Here is an 18,076-nt window from a genome sequence, read left to right as displayed (position 1 = left end):
CGTGTAACGGAACTCCGCTCGTCGAGACTTGCCGGGCAGAGCGTGGTACGCATCGCGCGATGCGTCGCACGCGGTGCGCAATGCAAAAAGAACCTGGCCGGCTCGCACCGGCCAGGTTCCTGCCTCGTTCAGCGGCTAACGCGGCGGCGCAGCAACGCAACCTGCTCGGCCCGCTCAAGCCGGCACCGATTCCGCCTGCGCCGCGCGCGACCAGACACGATGCTGCCCCGCGGTCTTGATGAACGCCTTCAACACCTCGGCGGACTGCGAATCCTCGCCGGTCACGACGCCGTCCGGCTGCGCAGGCAACTGCGCGGCCGTGAGCAGATCGCGCCCCGCGCCGAGCGCCGCGATCGCCTTCAGATGCTTGAACGCTTCGAGCACGAAGTGCCGCGCATCGCCCGATTGCGCCAGCGCCTTCGCCCCCTTCTCGCCGCCGACGACGATCACCGCGTCGAACATCACCGACGGCAGCCCGGCGATCGTCGCGTCGGGTGCGAGGTCATCGATCCCGGCGAGCGTCGGTGCGATCAGCATCGGCGTCGCGCCTTCGCCCTTGAGCGCCTGCTGCAGCTGTTTGATCGCCGCGGCATCGGAACCGGGCGCGGCGAGCAACGCGATCTTGCGGGTCTTGATGCCGGGCTTCACGCGATTGAGCAGACTCAGCGCCGGCGACGCCTTCGGCCCAACCAGCCTCGCCGTGCCCTTCTTCGGCGCCGGCAGGCCGAGTCCTTCGGCGACTTTCGCGGCGAGATCGGCGTCGAAGTTCGCGAGAATCTCGTTGACCTGGCGCGCGCGAATCTCGGGCTTCGTCACCTTACCGAGCTCGAACTGATAGGCTGCCGCGATATGGTCTTTCTCCGGCTGCGACATGCTGTTGTAGAACAGCGCGGCCTGCGAGAAATGATCGGCGAACGAGTCGCTGCGCACGCGAATCTTCGTGCTCTCGACGCGTTCCTGATAGCTGCCGAAGCCGCCATCTTCGGCGCCCGGATCGGTTTCTTTCGGCCAGCCGTCGTTCAACGAGTTCGGTTCGTATGACGCCTGACCGACGTGAATCGCCTGTCGGTGCATCGCATCGCGCTGATTGTTCACGGACGGACAGACCGGCCGGTTGATCGGAATCTCGTGAAAGTTCGGACCGCCGAGGCGGCTGATCTGCGTGTCCGTGTATGAGAACAAACGCCCTTGCAGCAGCGGGTCGTTGGTGAAATCGATGCCCGGCACGATATGGCCCGGATGGAAGGCGGCCTGTTCGGTCTCCGCGAAGAAGTTATCCGGATTGCGATTGAGCGTCATCTTGCCGATGATCTTCACCGGCACCAGCTCTTCAGGAATCAGCTTGGTCGGATCGAGCAGATCGAAATCGAACTTGTGCTCGTCGGCTTCCTCGATGATCTGCACGCCCAGTTCGTACTCGGGATAATCGCCGCGCTCGATCGCTTCCCATAGGTCGCGCCGGTGAAAGTCCGGGTCCTTGCCGGCGAGCTTCTGCGCTTCATCCCACAGCAGCGAATACGAGCCGAGCACCGGACGCCAGTGGAACTTGACGAAGCGCGCCTTGCCCTGTGCATTGACGAAGCGGAACGTGTGGACGCCAAAGCCTTCCATCGTCCGAAAGCTGCGCGGGATCGCGCGGTCCGACATCGTCCACAACACCATGTGAGCCGATTCGGGCACGAGCGAAACGAAGTCCCAGAACGTGTCGTGCGCGGACCCGCCAGTCGGCATTTCATTCGGAGCTTCCGGTTTCACCGCGTGCACGAAATCGGGAAACTTGATCGCGTCCTGGATGAAGAACACCGGCATGTTGTTGCCGACCAGATCGAAATTGCCTTCCTGCGTGTAGAACTTCGTCGCGAAGCCGCGCACGTCGCGCACCGTGTCGGCCGATCCGCGCGGACCTTGCACGGTCGAGAAACGCACGTAGACCGGCGTCTCAGCGGCGGGGTCCTGCAAAAACGCGGCCTTGGTGTACTCGCGCATCGATTCGTAGACTTTGAAGACGCCATGCGCGGCCGAGCCGCGCGCGTGCACGATCCGTTCGGGAATGCGCTCGTGATCGAAATGCGTGATCTTCTCACGCATGATGAAATCTTCGAGCAGCGACGGGCCGCGCGGCCCTGCACGCAACGTGTTCTGGTTGTCGGCGATCTTGACGCCCTGATTGGTTCTCAGCGCCTCGCCTTGCGGTTTCACGCGATTGCGTTCGAGATCGTTCGATTTCGCGTCGTTCGACGGCGCTGGCCCGTTTACCTGGGCCGCGGGCTTCTGGGTATTCGCTTTACCTGCCATGGGGATCGACTCCTTGTGTTCGGGCGCGCGGCGACGAAGAGGTCGCGGCGCGCGATCACGGAGTCAGCAAGGGCTATACCCACGAAGTCATCGCGCAAATGACTGCGCGGCGGCGTCACGTCAGAACCGGTAGTTGATCGACACGTCGGCGACACCTGTCGCGCGGCTGCGCGTGATCGGACTGTTGCCCGCGCTGCCGACGAGCTGCTCGAACGCGCCGTCGGCGGTCGCGAACCAGTGCTTGCTGAACAGCCAGATCGCGCTGACACCGAAGCCCACCGACTTGAAGCCCGCGCTCGCGTGGTACTGCGGATACTGCGAGTGCGCGGCCTGCTCCTGATTGACGCCGAACCAGCTGTTCATGTACTTGGAGTCCGCGAGCACCACGTTCGGGCCGGCGAACCAGAAGAACTGCCTGGTGCTGCCGGGCATCGGCATATAGGCGCCGAGATCGCCGATCCAGCCGTTCGATCCGCCGAAATAACGGCGGATATCGGCGCGCAGCACCAGCGGAAAATCCTTCGACACGACGTACTCGCCCGAGAGCTTCAGACCCACCGCCGGGTTGATGTTGCCGAGCCCGTTGAGTTCTTGCGGATCGTCCTGGGCGCGCCGCCCGAGATCGTAGACCGCGGCCAGACTCATGCGCCAGTTCTCGCCCTGCGCGAAATTCACGCCGAAGCCTTCGCCGCTCGACAGAAAGAGCAGATCCTTGTAACGCACGTCGATGCTCGGACCGGCCACCAGGTGATAGCGGTCCGAGCCCTCGAAGCGCGGCTGGAACGACGTGGCCACGCCGAAGCGCAATTGCCAGTCGGGAATGTTCGGCTGCCACATCTTCTGCAGCGGAATACCCACCGAATATTGCCATTCGCCGAGCGGCGACGGCGTCTGCGCGAAGACCGCACCCGGCACGCAGGCCATCGCACCCAAGGTCGCGGCGAGGAGCGAACTCGCCGCGATGCCGGTTTGTTTATGACGAGGCATGACGCCCCGCTTCTTTCTACGGCTGTTCAACACCGGAAGCCTCCGATCCCGCTCGTCGCGATGAAGTTAGGTTTTCGCCCGGGGCCCAGCGCGGACCCAAAAGCACGGACGACCGCCGCACTGCTACTTACGGCGTGTAATTTTTCCAATCGATGACGCAGGCGCCGCCATGCGCACGAGGCGCGGCTAGCCCGCGTGGCCCACGCGGCCGTGCGGCCACTGTGCACAGTCCTTGCGCGTCGCGGTGACGCGGACAATGGCCAACGGGACATGGCCTCGCAAGATATGCGCCAAGTCTGTGGAAGATTGATGACGAGCGCGTTGACAAGAGTATCGCGAAGACGGTCAGGCGGCAGCGGCGCCGCGGGCGCCGCCGTTCGGCCGGTTATTGCCCTGCCTGGACGAGCACCGGTTTGTCGCGATACAGGCTGGGGAACAGGCGCTTCAGGTTGGCGATTTTCGGCATGTCGTTGAACACGATATAGGCCGAATCGGGATGCAACGTCAGATAGTTCTGGTGATACGACTCGGCCGGATAGAAGCCCTTGTACGGCTCCGTCTTCGTGACGATCGGCGCGGGGAACACGTGCGACTTGTCGAGCTGCGCGATATAGCTTTGCGCGACGCGCCGCTGCGCGTCGTTCAGCGGAAAGATCGCGGAGCGGTATTGCGTACCGCTGTCGGGCCCCTGACGATTCAGCTCGGTCGGGTCCTGAACCACCGAGAAATACACCTGCAGCAACTGGCCGTAGGTGACCTTGCCCGGATCGAAGGTAACCTGCACCGATTCGGCGTGCCCCGTGTCGCCGCCGCTGACGGTCTCGTACTGCGCGGTGTCGCGTGAGCCGCCCGAGTAGCCGGACACCGCCCGCGTGACACCGCGCACATGCTGGAATACGCCCTGGACGCCCCAGAAGCAGCCGCCCGCCAGTACCGCGGTTTCCTCGTGCGCGGTACTGGCCGGGAGCGGTTCGTCGAGCGCGGGCGGTGCGATGACGACGGCGTTCTCCGCCGAGAACGCGACGCGCTGCGCGAGCGGCAATGCGAAGGCAGCGGCGCCGAGCAGCAACGACAACGCGGCCGCACGTGAGCGTTTCGAGTTGCCGCCGAGCGATGTAAGGGATTGCGGTCTGTTGCCAGTCATGATGGTCGCTCCGAAAAAGTGCCGGCGCTCGCCCGCCGTGGCACGGTGCTGCCAGGGCCAGATGCGGGTGCGCCGAAGCTTGGTCGCGCGGGGACAGCGTTTATGACAGCATGCGCGTTTTTGCGGCCTGCTGCGCGGTTGAGCGGCCGCGAGGCTTACAGCGGAAATTTCGTGGTCGACAGGATTTCCTTCAGCACCATGAACGAGCGGATCTGCCGCACGCCCGGCAGATACAGCAATTCCTCTGCGTGCAGACGATTGAAGCTGTCGCTGTCGCGCGTGCGGATCACCATGAAATAGTCGAACTCGCCGGTCACCACGTGGCACTCCATGCAGCCGGCCACCTTCTGCGCGGCCTTTTCGAATTCGGCGAACGACTCGGGCGTCGAGCGATCGAGCACCACGCCGATGATCACCAGCATGCCCGCGCCCGCCGCCTTCGGATCGAGCAGCGCGACCACGCCGCGAATCAGCCCGGATTCTTTCAAGCGTTCGACGCGCCGCAAACACGCCGGCGCGCTCAGCTTCACTTTCGCGGCGAGCGCCACGTTCGAAATGGACGCGTCGGTTTGCAACTGCCGCAGGATCGCGCGATCGATGCGATCGAGCGTGTGGTGGGGATCGGATGGTTTTGAACCCTCGCGAACTTTAGTTGCGTTCATAGCCGTGTCTACGAAGTTTTCTTATGGGCCAGACCTCTGTTGATTTTGAAAAATACGTCCGAGCGATTTTTTTCGCAAGCTCATTTCTGGCTGTTTTTTCTAACATGAACGCACGCAAATCACTCACCACGGAGCCGCGATGAACCTGCAACGATTCCCCCGCTACTCGCTCACCTTCGGGCCCACGCCGATCCAGCCGCTCAACCGTCTGAGCGAGCATCTCGGCGGCAAGGTCAAGCTTTATGCCAAGCGCGAGGACTGCAATAGCGGCCTCGCGTTCGGCGGCAACAAGACCCGCAAGCTCGAATATCTGATCCCTGACGCGCTCGCGCAGGGCTGCGACACGCTCGTGTCGATCGGTGGCATCCAGTCGAACCAGACGCGCCAGGTCGCGGCGGTTGCCGCGCATCTGGGCCTGAAATGCGTGCTCGTGCAGGAGAACTGGGTCAACTACTCGGACGCGGTGTACGACCGCGTCGGCAACATCCAGATGTCGCGCATGATGGGCGCCGACGTGCGGCTCGTGCCGGACGGCTTCGACATCGGCTTTCGCAAGAGCTGGGAAGACGCGCTCGACAGCGTGCGCGCTGCCGGCGGCAAGCCGTATGCGATTCCGGCCGGCTGCTCGGATCATCCGCTCGGTGGACTCGGCTTCGTCGGCTTCGCGGAAGAGGTGCGCCAGCAGGAAGCCGAATTGGGCTTCAAATTCGACTACATCGTCGTGTGCTCGGTGACGGGCAGCACCCAGGCGGGCATGGTCGTCGGTTTCGCCGCCGACGGCCGCGCCGATCGGGTGATCGGCATCGACGCCTCGGCGAAACCGGCGCAGACGCGTGAGCAGATCACGCGCATCGCGAAGCGGACCGCCGAAAGCGTCGAGCTGGGCCGCGACATCACCGCGAAGGACATCGTGCTCGACGAGCGCTACGGCGGCCCGGAATACGGTCTGCCCAACGACGGCACGCTCGAGGCGATCCGTCTGTGCGCGCGGCTCGAAGGCATGCTGACCGATCCGGTGTACGAGGGCAAGTCGATGCACGGCATGATCGACAAGGTGCGCAACGGCGAATTTCCGGCCGGCTCGCGCGTGCTGTATGCGCACCTGGGCGGCGTGCCGGCGTTGAGCGCGTACAGCTTCATCTTCCGCGACGGTTGAGGGGGTTTAGCGGATTCAGCCGACGGGCGTCCGCGATTCGACCGCGAGCTTCTTCCTCAAATGCTTGCGCAGAAACTCGACGAATGCCCGGATCGTGACCGAGCTTTGCCGATGCTGCGGATAGACGGCATAGACGCCCGTCGCCGATGGCAGGAACGCTTCGAGCACGGGCACGAGCTGTCCGCTGGCGAGCGCATCGGCGACGATGAAATCGGGCAGCCGAACGATTCCCAGTCCCGCGACGGCCGAATCGCGAATCAGCTCGCCGTTATTGGCCCGCAACGGCCCGCGCACCTCGACGCTCTTCACCGCGCCGTCGACGCGAAACTCCCAGCTCACCGCGCCGCCGTGGCCGTACAGCAGACAATCGTGATTCGCGAGATCGGCCGGCACAGCCGGGCTGCCACGCCGCCGCAGATAACCGGGGCTGCAGCACGCAATCATCCTCACATCGATCAGCTTCTGCGCGATCAGCGACGAATCCGCCAGCGTGCCGATGCGGATCGCCATGTCGAAGCCCTCGCCGACCACATCGACCGCGCGGTCGCTCAGTTCCATATCGAAGCGCACGTCGCGATGCTCGCGCAGAAACGCGGCGACCAGCGGCGACAGATGCGTCATGCCGAACGACATCGGCGCGCTCACGCGTAGCAGCCCGCGCGGCCCGGCACGGCGCAGCGACATCGCCTGCTCGGCGTCCTCGACCTCGCCGAGGATGCGCTTCGCCCGCTCATAGAACTCCTGGCCCAGATCGGTCACCGCCAGCTTGCGCGTATTGCGAATCAGCAATTGCACGCCGAGCGCCTCTTCGAGCGCCATCACACGGCGGCTCACGAACTGTTTCGACAGCGACAGCCGGTTTGCCGCGGCGGTGAAATTGTGGGCGTCGACGGTCGCGACGAAGATCCGCATGTCATCGAGTTGCATCGTATTGTCCACTCCAATGCGACAGTGTTTCCGTTTTTACAATGATTATAACCGTCCGGATTGACCTACACTGTCATTCATCGATCGCAGCCAAACATCTGGCCCGGATCAGACGACAAAACTCAAGGAGAAAACAGCATGCTCGAAATCAGACACGCCAACCAACGTGGCCGCGCGGAACACGGCTGGCTCAGCTCGCGCCATACGTTTTCGTTCGCGCACTACCACGATCCGAAGCAGAACGGCTTTTCCGACCTGCTCGTGATCAACGACGACCGTGTGGCGCCGGCGCAAGGCTTCGGCAAGCATCCGCATCGCGACATGGAGATCTTTTCGTATGTTCTCGAAGGCGCTCTCGAACACAAGGACACGATGGGCACGGGCTCGGTGATCGTGCCGGGCGACATCCAGCTGATGAGCGCAGGTACCGGCGTGGCGCACAGCGAATACAACCATTCGAAGAGCGAGCCGGTGCACTTCCTGCAGATCTGGATCGCGCCGGCCGAGCAAGGCACGAAGCCGCGCTATCAGCAACAGCACTTCGGCGCGGCCGACAAGCGCGGTGTGCTGCGGCTGGTGCTGTCGCCGGACGGTGCCAACGGTTCGCTGCAGTTGCAACAGGACGCACGTGTGTATGCGGGTCTTTTCAACGGCGACGAAACCGCGCGGCTCGAACTCGCGAAGGATCGTTATGCGTATGTTCATGTGGCGCGCGGCAGCGTCACGGTGAATGGCGTCGAGCTTGGCGAGGGTGATGGCGCGCGGGTGCGTGGCGAAGAAGCGCTGACGTTCACTCAGGGCCGCGACGCGGAAGTGCTCGTGTTCGACCTGCGCAACATCGAAACCTCGGCGTTGTGGGCATAAGCGCTTCGCTTGCGCCGCTAATGACTCTATCTTGAACGTGGCTCGCTGGACGACGATTTCCAGCGAGCTTCAACCCTCTACCCCAACGGGAAAAAATCATGCGCTACACGCTGTTTGAAAACCAGAAAGACGCCGTCGTTCTCGTCGCTCGAATCCTGCTGATGGTGCTGTTCGTGATGTTCGGCTGGTCGAAGCTGACCGGCTTTTCCGGCACCGTCGCTTATATGACGTCGACCGGCGCGCCCGTGCCGGAGTTGTCGGCTGTTATCGCGGTGGTGATGGAACTGGTCGTGGGCGTCGCGCTGCTGGTGGGTTTCTTCACGCGCCCGCTGGCGCTGCTGCTTGCGCTGTATACGCTCGGCACCGCGTTCATCGGCCATCACTACTGGAACATGACGGGCGCGATGCAGTACGACAACATGATTCATTTCTACAAGAACATCGGCATCATCGGCGGCTTGCTGTTGTTGTGCGTGACCGGTCCGGGCAAGTATTCGTTCGACCGGCGTTGAGACCGATTTCCGTGCTCTAACGAAAAAGGCCCGCATGCAGCGGGTCTTTTTTCGTGCGCAAACTAAAACGGCGGCCCGCGGGCCGCCGTTTGGGTGACTGATCGACCGAATCAAACCGCTGCTTCGGCTTCCGCTTCGCTGACCGCCGCGACTTCTTCGCTATGGCGGATCAGGTGATCGAACGCGGACAGCGATGCCTTCGCGCCTTCGCCCACCGCGATTACGATCTGCTTGAACGGCACCGTGGTCACGTCGCCGGCGGCGAACACGCCCGGCACCGACGTCGCGCCACGCGCATCGACGACGATCTCGCCATGCTTCGACAGTTCGACCGTGCCCTTCAGCCATTCGGTGTTCGGCACGAGACCGATCTGCACGAACACGCCTTCGAGTTCGACGTTCTTCACTTCGCCCGAAGCGAGGTCCTTGTAGACCAGACCGTTGACCTTCTTGCCGTCGCCGGTGATTTCCGTGGTCTGCGCCTGCGTGACGATCGTCACGTTCGGCAGGCTGCGCAGCTTACGTTGCAGCACTTCGTCGGCACGCAGCGTCGCGCCGAATTCGAGCAGCGTTACTTCGCGCACGATACCCGCGAGGTCGATCGCCGCTTCGACGCCCGAGTTGCCGCCGCCGATCACCGCGACGCGCTTGCCCTTGAACAGCGGGCCATCGCAGTGCGGGCAGTACGCGACGCCATGATTGCGGTACTCGCGCTCGCCCGGCACGTTTATTTCGCGCCAGCGCGCGCCCGTCGCGAGGATGATCGTCTTCGCCTTCAGCACCGCGCCGTTCGCCAGACGCACTTCGTTGATGCGCCCCGGAATCAGCGCTTCGGCACGCTGCACGTCCATGATGTCGACGTCATAGGCCTTCACGTGCTGTTCGAGCGCGGTCGCGAACTTCGGTCCTTCGGTTTCGGTCACCGACACGAAGTTTTCGATCGCCAACGTATCGAGCACCTGGCCGCCGAAACGCTCTGCCACGACGCCAGTTGCAATGCCCTTGCGTGCCGAGTAGATCGCCGCCGCAGCGCCCGCCGGGCCGCCGCCGACGATCAGCGTATCGAACACCGGCTTCTTTTCCAGTTCCTTCGCGGCGCGCGCACCGGCGTTGGTGTCGAGCTTCGCGAGGATTTCCTTCACGCCGCTGCGGCCCTGGCCGAAGGTTTCGCCGTTCAGGAACATCGTCGGTACCGCCATGATCTGGCGCGCTTCGACTTCGTTCTGGAACAGCGCGCCGTCGATCGCGACGTGACGGATGCGTGGATTGATCAGCGCCATCACATTCAGCGCCTGCACGACTTCCGGGCAGTTCTGGCACGACAGCGAGAAATACGTTTCGAATTGATAGTCGCCGTCGAGGCTGCGAATCTGTTCGATCACCGCATCGTCGAGTTTGACCGGATGGCCGCCGACCTGCAGCAGTGCGAGGACGAGCGACGTGAATTCATGCCCCATCGGAATGCCGGCGAAACGAATGCCCGCTTCCTTGCCCGCTTCGCCGATCGAAAACGACGGCTTGCGCTCGTCGTCGCCGCGACGCTCGATCACCGTCACGCGCTCCGACAGAGTCGCGATGTCGTTCAGCAGGGCCAGCAGCTCCTGCGACTTCGCGCTGTCGTCGATCGATGCGACGAGCTCGATAGGCCTGCTAACTTTTTCGAGATACGACTTCAGTTGAGTCTTGAGATTGGCGTCAAGCATGGCGTTGCGATTCCGTGACGAGGGGTGTTGGTGTCCCGGCGCCGCACATATCCGCAGAGGACATGTTGGGCCCGGGGAACGCGCGAAACGCCGTAGCAGGCGATTCGCGCGGTGATGCGCCGGGATGAATCCCGGCAGATGCAGACTGCGAGTGCAGCGTGAGCTGCGCGGACCTTAGATCTTGCCGACCAGGTCGAGCGACGGGGTCAGCGTTTCTGCGCCCGGCGTCCACTTGGCGGGGCACACTTGACCCGGGTGAGCCGCGATGTATTGCGCAGCTTGAACCTTGCGCAGCAGTTCGCCAGCGTCACGGCCGATGCCGTTGTCGTGGATTTCGCACAGCTTGATCTCGCCTTCCGGGTTGATCACGAACGTGCCGCGCAGCGCGAGGCCTTCTTCTTCGATCAGCACGTCGAAGTTGCGCGAGATAGCGAGCGTCGGGTCAGCCAGCATCGGGTACTGGATCTTCTGGATCGTGTCCGACGTGTCGTGCCAGGCCTTGTGCGTGAAGTGCGTATCGGTCGACACGCTGTAGATCTCAACGCCGATCTTCTTGAACTCTTCGTAACGATCGGCCAGGTCGCCCAGTTCGGTCGGGCACACGAAGGTGAAGTCCGCCGGATAGAACACGAAAACCGACCACTTGCCCTTCAGGTCTTCTTCAGTGACGGTCTTGAACTCGCCGTTATGGTAAGCCTGTGCTTTGAACGGTTTGACTTGACTGTTGATGATCGGCATTTGCTGAATCCTCTTTGGAGGGTGGTTGGAAAGTAGAGCCAGTATGTCAGACTACACTTAATAGGTAAAGTGGATTGTATTAATGAGTTTGATAGTCCATCCCTATTAATTTTCTCGGTCGAGACTATCGGGTCGATTGGCGGGCGTTTCAGCCCTTCAGAAGCCGCCACAGCGTGGTTCGACCGATGCCGAGCGCGCGGCTCGCGGCGGCACGATTGCCGCCGGATTGTTCGAGGGCACGCAGCGCATCCTCGCGGCTGGGGCTGACGCGGGGCGCCGTGCCGCCAGGGTTAGCGGGCCGGGACGCTTCTGTGATTCGCTCGCCCCCGGCCGGCCTGATCCGGCCGAACTCGGGAAACACCGCCAACCAGTCTGGCAAGGCGTCGGCAGTCGAGTTCCCGGACATCTCGCTGGCCGCGTCACCGATATAAATCGCCGCGCGCGCCAGCAGATTTTCCAGTTCGCGGACGTTGCCGGGCCACGCGTAGTTCGCGAAAAGCGGGTCGAGAAACGCGAGCACCCGTTCGAGCGCCGCCGCCGACAAGCCGTACTGCAGCGCGCTGCGCTCCAGCAGATGCCGCGCCAGCGGCGCGATGTCGGCGCGGCGTTCGCGCAGCGGCGGCAATTTTATCTGAAGCAGATTTAATCTGAAATACAGATCCGCGCGAAACGCGCCTTGCTCGACGAGCGCGTGCAGATCGCGGTGCGTCGCGGCGATCACACGCACATCGACCGGCGTCGCGCGGCCCGCGCCGAGCTTCATCACCTCGCGTTCCTGCAGCACTCGCAACAACCGGCTTTGCAGCGCGGCCGGCATTTCGCCGATTTCATCGAGAAAGATGGTGCCGGTGTGCGCGATTTCAAATAGCCCCGGCTTGCCGCCGCGTCGTGCGCCCGTGAACGCCCCTTCCTCGTGCCCGAACAGCTCGCTTTCGATCAGCCCTTCGGGCAGCGCCGCGCAGTTGAACGCGACGAACGGATTGCCGCGCCGCCGGCTCGCGTTATGGATGCCCTGCGCGACCAGTTCCTTGCCGGTGCCGCTTTCGCCGCTCAGCAGCACGGTGGCGTCGTGCGCGGCGCCGGCGCGCGCGAGACGGCGCACGCGCTCGAGCGCCATCGAGGCGCCGATCAGGTCGTCGAGCCGGTGCCGCGCGACCAGATGCCTCGGCCGCTGGCTGGTGCGCAGCGAGCGGTCGATCCGCTGCGCAACGAGCGCGTCCTGCGCCGTCACGACGAAACCGGCCCGCGCGCCCTGCTCGACGATCGGCACACAGCTGACGATCAGCGCGCGCCCGCCGATCTGCTCGACGCGTTCGTCGACTGGCTGGTCGGCGGCGCGCGTCTCGCGCAACAGCGGTGCCAGCGCGCGCCCGACGCGCGCGGGAGTGTCCTCGTCGTCCTTCGGGGCCTCCTGCGCCGGGCCTAAACCGAGCAGGTCGAGCATCGCCGGGTTGACGGCTTCGAGCTGGCCGGCTTCGTCGAACGCGGCGACGCCGTCGCGCAGATGCGCGACGATCGTATTCAGCCGCACCCGCTTCGATTCCTTCTGCCGGCTCACGCGCGCCAGTTCGACCGAGCGCTCGAACGCTTCCTCGACCGCGGCGAGCGAGTACAGGAACACGCTTTCCATGCCGGCCTGCTGCGCCAGATCGCAGGCCATGCCCGCGCCGACCACCACGCGGCACCCCTGCGCGGCGAGTTCATCGACCGCGTGCCGCACTTCGTCGATCGACCGGTACGCGCGCTGCCGCAGATCGACGTTCAACAGCGGGCTCAGGTCGGCCAGTTCCTGCGCGATCGCTTCATGCAGCACGAGCCCGATGCGTGCCTGCGGCCAGGTGGCGGTGGCGCGCGTGATCGCGCTCAACACGTCGAAGCCGTTCACCTTGACCATCACGACCGGCACGCTGAGGTTCTCCCGCAGGTACGCGCCATTCGAGCCGGCGGACAGTACGACGTCGACGGAACCCGCATCCACGTACGCCTGCAGCGCGGCGACGGCCGCGCCGTAGCCCTCCCGCACCGTGAAGAATTTCGCGCGGCCGGCATAGCGCGGCGCGACCGCCTCGCAAAGCGATTGCAGTCGGCTGATACTGACGAGTGCGACGCCGGGGCGCCCGATATCAACGGCGGGGCTCGGGTTCGCGACGAACGGGGCGAACGTGGACACTGCGGTTCTCCTTGATTGAAACGTTCGGCGAAACGTTTCATGAAACGTTCCACCGATTTTCTCACGAACCGTCAGGCCAAGCCCATAGCGCGCAAACCCTTGTTCTATCTGCACAACGCGTTGAACACCCGCCCATGGCACGTTTCCTGCAGAATGTCGCCCGCGTTCCACCACCGCTTTCCCTTCTGGAGACCCGCATCATGACCACCACTTCCGCCACCCGCCGCGCCGCCTTCCGCGCCAAGGTCAATCAGCGTCAGGGCCTGCTCGTGCCCGGCGCGTTCAACGCGATGAGCGCGCGCGTGATCGAGGACGCCGGCTTCGAGGCGGTCTACATCACCGGTGCGGGCGTCACTAACATGTCGCTCGGCCTGCCCGATCTCGGCTTCATCGGCCTTGCCGAAGTCGCCGAGCACACCGCGCGCATTCGCGACGCGGTCGCGCTGCCGCTGATCGTCGATGCCGACACCGGCTTCGGCAACGCGCTGAACGTGCGCCAGACCGTGCGCGTGCTCGAGCGCAGCGGCGCCGACGTGATCCAGTTCGAAGACCAGGTGATGCCGAAGAAATGCGGCCACTTCTCGGGCAAGGAAGTCGTCGCGACGAGCGAGATGGTCGGCAAGATCCGCGCGGCCGTCGACGCGCGCGAAGACGCGAACCTGCAGATCATGGCCCGTACCGACGCGGCCGCAGTCCACGGCATCGAAGACGCGATCGAGCGCGGTCATCGCTTCATCGAGGCGGGCGCCGACATCCTGTTCATCGAGGCGACGGAATCGCTCGCCGACATCGAGCGTCTGCCGGGGCTGTTCGACGTGCCGCAGCTGATCAACATCGTGATCGGCGGCAAGACGCCGGTGCAGTCGCGCGACGCGCTCGCGAAGCTCGGCTACGGCATCGTGCTGTACGCGAACGCGGCGCTGCAGGGCGCGGTGCTCGGCATGCAGCGCGCGCTCGGCACGCTGCAAAGCAACGGCCGCCTCGACGAGGACGCGACGATCGTCGCGCCGTTCAGCGAGCGCCAGCGGCTCGTCAACAAGCCGCTGTATGACCGGCTGGACAAGGAGTACGCGGCGAAGGACTGACGCAAGGGTGGCGGCGCGGCGGTGCGGCGCGCTGCATGCCTGCGTGATATGGGACCTTTTATTGCGTTAGCATTCAGGGCTGGCAAGCGAGGCTGAAATTCAGCCAAGCTGATGTTCCCGCCAGCCCGAAGCACAAAAACGCAACCGAAAGGCAATCTCGAGCACCATGAAGTCACACGCTTCGCGCGCCGCGCGCCGGCCCGTCAATCGTCTTTGCGCGCGCATCAGCGCGCCACGGGAGCTCGCGCGATGAGCACCAGCGGCACCCGCACCGCGCACGTCGGCTGGCTGCCGTACATCGTCGCGGCCACCTTCTTCATGGAGTACCTCGACACCACGGTGATCGCCACCGCGCTGCCGCAGATGGCGCGTTCGTTCGGCGTCGGCCCGAACAGCCTGAGCCTCGGCATGACCGCCTACATGCTCGCGCTCGCGATCTTCATTCCGGCGAGCGGCTGGGTCGCCGACCGCTGCGGCGCGCGCACCGTGTTCGTCAGCGCGATCGGCGTGTTCACGGTCGCATCGGTGCTGTGCGGGCTGTCGCAGAACGTGCCCGAGTTCACCGCCGCGCGGCTGCTGCAAGGCATCGGCGGCGCGATGATGGTGCCGGTCGGCCGTCTGATCGTGGTCCGCAGCACCGAGAAAGCCCGCATGATGCAGGCGATCTCGACGATCACCTGGCCGGCCATCGCGGCGCCGGTGGTCGGCCCGCCGATCGGCGGCTTCATCACGACCTACGCGTCGTGGCGCTGGATCTTCCTGCTGAACGTGCCCTTCGGCCTCGCGGCGATCGCCGTCGCGCTCGCCATCGTGCCGAACCTGCGCGGCACCGAACGCAAGCCGCTCGACGTCGTCGGCCTGCTGCTGAGCGGCGTCGCGCTGACCGCGATCCTGTACGGCGCGGAGCTGGCGAGCCAGCCGGCCACCAACGCGTGGCTCGCGATCGCGGTCGTGGCGGGCGGTCTGCTGGTCGGCGCGATCGCATTCCTGCACGCGAAGCGTCATCCGCATCCGCTCGTCGACGTGTCGACGCTGAAGGTGCCGACGTTTTCGGTGACCGTCATCACCGGTTCGTTCACGCGCATCGGCATCGGTGCGGTGCCCTATCTGATGCCGCTGCTGTTCCAGGTCGGCTTCGGTCTGTCGGCGTTCCGCTCGGGTCTGCTGCTGCTCGCGAGCGCAGTCGGCAACCTCGGCATGAAGGCGCTGACCACGCGCATCCTGCAGCGCTACGGCTTCCGGATGGTGGCGATCGTCGACGTGGTGGTGGCAGGCATTTTCATCACCTTGTGCGGACTGCTGACGCCCGACGTACCGCTCGTGGTGGTGCTGATCGTGGTGTTCGTGTACGGCGTCACGCGCTCGATGCAGTTCTCGACGCTGGCGACGCTCGCCTATGCCGATATCCAGCAGACCCAGATGAGTGCGGCGAGCACGCTGTGGAGCGCGGCCATGCAAATGACGATCGGTCTCGGCATCGCGTTCGGCGCCGTGTCGCTGCGCGTCGCGGCGCTGTTCAACGGCGAGACGTCCGGCCACGTGTTCACGCTCGACGATTTCCGCCTCGCGTTCCTGTTCGCCGGCGTGCTGACGCTACTGTCGGTGATCGGCTATATGGGGCTCGCGCGCGATGCCGGACAGAGCATCGGCGGGGGTTCGCGCGGTGGCGAGACTACCGCGAAGGGCTAAACCGTACACACTGCCGCTACGCAAACCTGGGAGACACGCCGTGCAAGCCAGCGAACTGACGATTTCCAGCCGCATCGCCGATCTCGACCTCGACATGGTCTACGCGTTCCTGTCGCAGGAAACGCCGTGGGCCAAGGGCATGCCGCGCGCGACCTTCGAGCGGGCCGTCGCCGGTTCGCTGTGCTTCGGTGGATTTGTCGACGGCAAGCAGATCGCGTTCGCGCGTCTGATCACCGACGAGGCGACCTTCGCATACCTGTGCGACGTGTTCGTGCTGCCCGCGTATCGCGGCCAGGGGTATGCGTCGGCATTGATGAAACATATCTTTGCGAGCCCGTCGCTCGCCAGTCTGCGCAGAGTCGTGCTGGTCACGACCGACGCGCATCACGTCTACGCGCCGCATGGCTTCACGTCGCTCGCGAACCCGGAGCGCTATATGGAGTTGCATCGGCCGGATGTTTATCGAGCGGCCGGATAGGCGCCGTCTCAGCCGTACGCGCGCTCGCGCATCCACTTCGTCATGATCCATTTGTCGCCGGCCAGTACCGGCGCGCCGCCGTGCAGCGTCGACGGATCGAGCTGGCGCTCACCGTTCATGTAGCGGAAATACACCGCGCCGCCCGCCTGCGCCGCGACCGACAGGCCCGCCGTGGGAAACACCGTCTCTCCGCCGTCGGCGACGTCGTTCAGATAGATGATCAGCGTCGCGACGCGCTGGCCGCCCTGCGCGGTGTGCACCGCGCTGCCGGGCTGATCGGGCGCGAAGAAGTCGAAATGCGGGCTGTACTCGCCGCTCGTGCCGTAATGCAGCACCTGCAGACCTTCGCCGTTTTCGAGCGGCCAGTTCGTCAGGCTCGCGATGCGTCGTTCGACTCGCGCGATCAGCTGATCCTCGCCGCGCCGATACCAGACGCCTTCGCTGGTCCGGTTGCGGATCACGTCCTCCCGGCCGGTGAGTGGATTGACCGTCGTCGAGCGTTTCAACCGATGCCGCGAGCGTTCGATCAGCTCGGCGCATTCCGCGGCCGACAGTACGTCGGCGAACACGACCAGTTGCGGGCGCTCACAGCGCAGCAACACGCGCACCTCGCGGTCAGCCGCGTCTATCAGGTTGCCGCGTGCAACCGGCGCGGCGTCGTATCGATAAGGGTTGGTGGCGGGATCGGCCACCGTGGCGGGCGCCGCGGGGCCGGACGCGCTCCGATCGAACGCATGGTGGACCGCGACTCGGGCCTCGCCGTCGGCAAAGCCGGCCTGCACCATCGCGTCGACCATCGAGCCCGGCGTGCAGCCGCGCGCGACATTGCTGCTCAGCCATTCTTGCCAGGCGGCATCGACGACTCGCATAGCGTTTCCTGTGGGGCGGCCCGGCAAGGCGTGCGGGCACGAGCGTGCTTCGATCATAGCAAGCGCGATGCGCGCGCCGCCGCCCGCACGCGCCTAGCCGCGCTCGCGATTCAACTGCCCGCGATAGTGCAGCAACCCCCGACGCGCCTGCTGCCTGAGCATCCGTTGCACGAACGGCGACCAGCCCAGCAGCGTGCCGCGCACGCCCATCGCCTGGCGCATCCACAGCCACAGATCGAAGCGGTCCCGATGCTCGACGATGAGTCCGTCGCGGAACACGAAACGCGCCTCGATCCGGTTCACCACGTCGCGCCCCGTCTGCACGAAACGGTAGCGCGCCACCCACTGCGCGCGGCCGGTACGGTCGTCGGCCTCGATGTCGCTGAAGGTCAGCGAGAAGTCCTGCGCGTGCTTGACGAGCATGCGCCACATGTCGCGCACTTCGTCGCCGACCAGTTCGCCGAAGGCGGGGTCGCTGAAGACGGCGTCGTCGGCATAACAGGCGACCATGGTCTCGGCGTCGCGTTGCTGGAAGGCGGTGTAAAAACGTTCGATCAGCTCGGTGTTGGGATGGCTCATTGATGTCGTGTGGTGTATTGCGGGAGCACGTCATGCACGCGCAGGGTCGCGCCGCGCTCCGGAAAAACAGCCCGCGCGCGGTAGGCGGCGGGCATGGCGCACACGATATAGGAAAACGGCGTGAATGGGGGGCCGGCGCGAGCCGACGACGGCTTTACCCTTCCGATACCGCTGCCTTGAAGCGCACCCCCTCCGCCCGCCCGGCGAGCCCCCACACC

General features: G+C 64.8%; 16 protein-coding genes and 1 pseudogene. 6 read left to right on the top strand and 11 right to left on the bottom strand.

All coding sequences use genetic code 11. The features are described from left to right. Positions 1–174: 174 nt before the first annotated feature. From katE to GCT19_RS18440, 4 genes and pseudogenes are all read right to left on the bottom strand, one after another. Positions 175–2,307, bottom strand: a pseudogene (katE, locus tag GCT19_RS18455) (catalase HPII); the annotation flags it as partial. Between the two features lie 108 nt (positions 2,308–2,415). Beyond that, positions 2,416–3,315, bottom strand: a complete 900-nt coding sequence (locus tag GCT19_RS18450; protein ID WP_026229208.1) for a MipA/OmpV family protein — start codon at positions 3,313–3,315, stop codon at positions 2,416–2,418. Positions 3,316–3,667: 352 nt separating this feature from the next. Next, positions 3,668–4,426 carry a peptide-methionine (S)-S-oxide reductase MsrA gene (gene msrA / locus GCT19_RS18445; RefSeq protein WP_018438155.1) on the bottom strand — a complete coding sequence of 253 codons (759 nt, stop codon included), beginning with the start codon at positions 4,424–4,426 and terminating at the stop codon, positions 3,668–3,670. A gap of 155 nt (positions 4,427–4,581) precedes the next feature. Continuing rightward, positions 4,582–5,088, bottom strand: a complete 507-nt coding sequence (locus tag GCT19_RS18440) for an Lrp/AsnC family transcriptional regulator (protein ID WP_152852720.1) — start codon at positions 5,086–5,088, stop codon at positions 4,582–4,584. 139 nt (positions 5,089–5,227) lie between these two features. On the opposite strand from GCT19_RS18440, the gene GCT19_RS18435 reads away from it, so the two are divergent. After that, positions 5,228–6,244, top strand: a complete 1,017-nt coding sequence (locus GCT19_RS18435) for a 1-aminocyclopropane-1-carboxylate deaminase (protein ID WP_152852719.1) — start codon at positions 5,228–5,230, stop codon at positions 6,242–6,244. A 15-nt stretch (positions 6,245–6,259) separates the two neighbouring features. On the opposite strand, the gene GCT19_RS18430 is transcribed toward GCT19_RS18435, so the two are convergent. Continuing rightward, positions 6,260–7,171: a LysR family transcriptional regulator gene (locus GCT19_RS18430; RefSeq protein ID WP_152852718.1), complete on the bottom strand. Its 912-nt coding sequence runs from the start codon at positions 7,169–7,171 to the stop codon at positions 6,260–6,262. Positions 7,172–7,309: 138 nt separating this feature from the next. Between GCT19_RS18430 and GCT19_RS18425 the strand changes: the two genes are divergently transcribed. Further along, positions 7,310–8,035, top strand: a complete 726-nt coding sequence (locus tag GCT19_RS18425) for a pirin family protein (protein WP_152852717.1) — start codon at positions 7,310–7,312, stop codon at positions 8,033–8,035. A 98-nt stretch (positions 8,036–8,133) separates the two neighbouring features. Beyond that, a complete protein-coding gene (locus GCT19_RS18420) occupies positions 8,134–8,547 on the top strand; it encodes a DoxX family protein (protein ID WP_018438159.1) in 414 nt (137 codons plus the stop codon). 110 nt (positions 8,548–8,657) lie between these two features. On the opposite strand, the gene ahpF is transcribed toward GCT19_RS18420, so the two are convergent. From ahpF to prpR, 3 genes are all read right to left on the bottom strand, one after another. Beyond that, entirely contained in the window at positions 8,658–10,250 is a 1,593-nt protein-coding gene (ahpF, locus tag GCT19_RS18415) for an alkyl hydroperoxide reductase subunit F (RefSeq protein WP_152852716.1), read from the bottom strand. A 174-nt stretch (positions 10,251–10,424) separates the two neighbouring features. Next, positions 10,425–10,988, bottom strand: a complete 564-nt coding sequence (ahpC, locus tag GCT19_RS18410) for an alkyl hydroperoxide reductase subunit C (RefSeq protein WP_018438161.1) — start codon at positions 10,986–10,988, stop codon at positions 10,425–10,427. Between the two features lie 148 nt (positions 10,989–11,136). Then, positions 11,137–13,158: a propionate catabolism operon regulatory protein PrpR gene (gene prpR / locus GCT19_RS18405; protein ID WP_321576826.1), complete on the bottom strand. Its 2,022-nt coding sequence runs from the start codon at positions 13,156–13,158 to the stop codon at positions 11,137–11,139. A 200-nt stretch (positions 13,159–13,358) separates the two neighbouring features. Between prpR and GCT19_RS18400 the strand changes: the two genes are divergently transcribed. The 3 genes from GCT19_RS18400 (at position 13,359) to GCT19_RS18390 (ending at position 16,410) form a co-directional block, all read left to right on the top strand. Then, positions 13,359–14,243, top strand: coding sequence for an isocitrate lyase/PEP mutase family protein (locus GCT19_RS18400; protein WP_018438163.1), 885 nt, complete (start codon positions 13,359–13,361; stop codon positions 14,241–14,243). A 249-nt stretch (positions 14,244–14,492) separates the two neighbouring features. Continuing rightward, the gene (locus GCT19_RS18395; RefSeq protein WP_026229210.1) at positions 14,493–15,932 is read left to right on the top strand and encodes an MFS transporter; all 1,440 of its coding nucleotides are present in this window, start codon (positions 14,493–14,495) and stop codon (positions 15,930–15,932) included. Between the two features lie 40 nt (positions 15,933–15,972). Then, positions 15,973–16,410, top strand: coding sequence for a GNAT family N-acetyltransferase (locus GCT19_RS18390; protein WP_018438165.1), 438 nt, complete (start codon positions 15,973–15,975; stop codon positions 16,408–16,410). Between the two features lie 8 nt (positions 16,411–16,418). Here the strand turns inward: GCT19_RS18390 and GCT19_RS18385 are convergent, their stop codons facing one another. The 3 genes from GCT19_RS18385 to GCT19_RS43375 all read right to left on the bottom strand — a co-directional run. Beyond that, the gene (locus GCT19_RS18385; RefSeq protein ID WP_152852715.1) at positions 16,419–17,279 is read right to left on the bottom strand and encodes a 2OG-Fe(II) oxygenase; all 861 of its coding nucleotides are present in this window, start codon (positions 17,277–17,279) and stop codon (positions 16,419–16,421) included. Positions 17,280–17,372: 93 nt separating this feature from the next. Beyond that, complete coding sequence (locus tag GCT19_RS18380; RefSeq protein WP_152852714.1) at positions 17,373–17,858, bottom strand: nuclear transport factor 2 family protein; 486 nt, start codon at positions 17,856–17,858, stop codon at positions 17,373–17,375. Then, positions 17,855–18,076, bottom strand: a 222-nt coding sequence (locus GCT19_RS43375; RefSeq protein WP_227749283.1) for a hypothetical protein, incomplete at its 5' end; no start/stop codon positions are given. The genes GCT19_RS18380 and GCT19_RS43375, both read right to left, overlap by 4 nt.

The organism is Paraburkholderia atlantica (assembly GCF_009362785.1).
Classification (GTDB): Bacteria; Pseudomonadota; Gammaproteobacteria; order Burkholderiales; family Burkholderiaceae; genus Paraburkholderia; species Paraburkholderia atlantica.
This window is presented reverse-complemented; position numbering and strand designations above follow the sequence as displayed.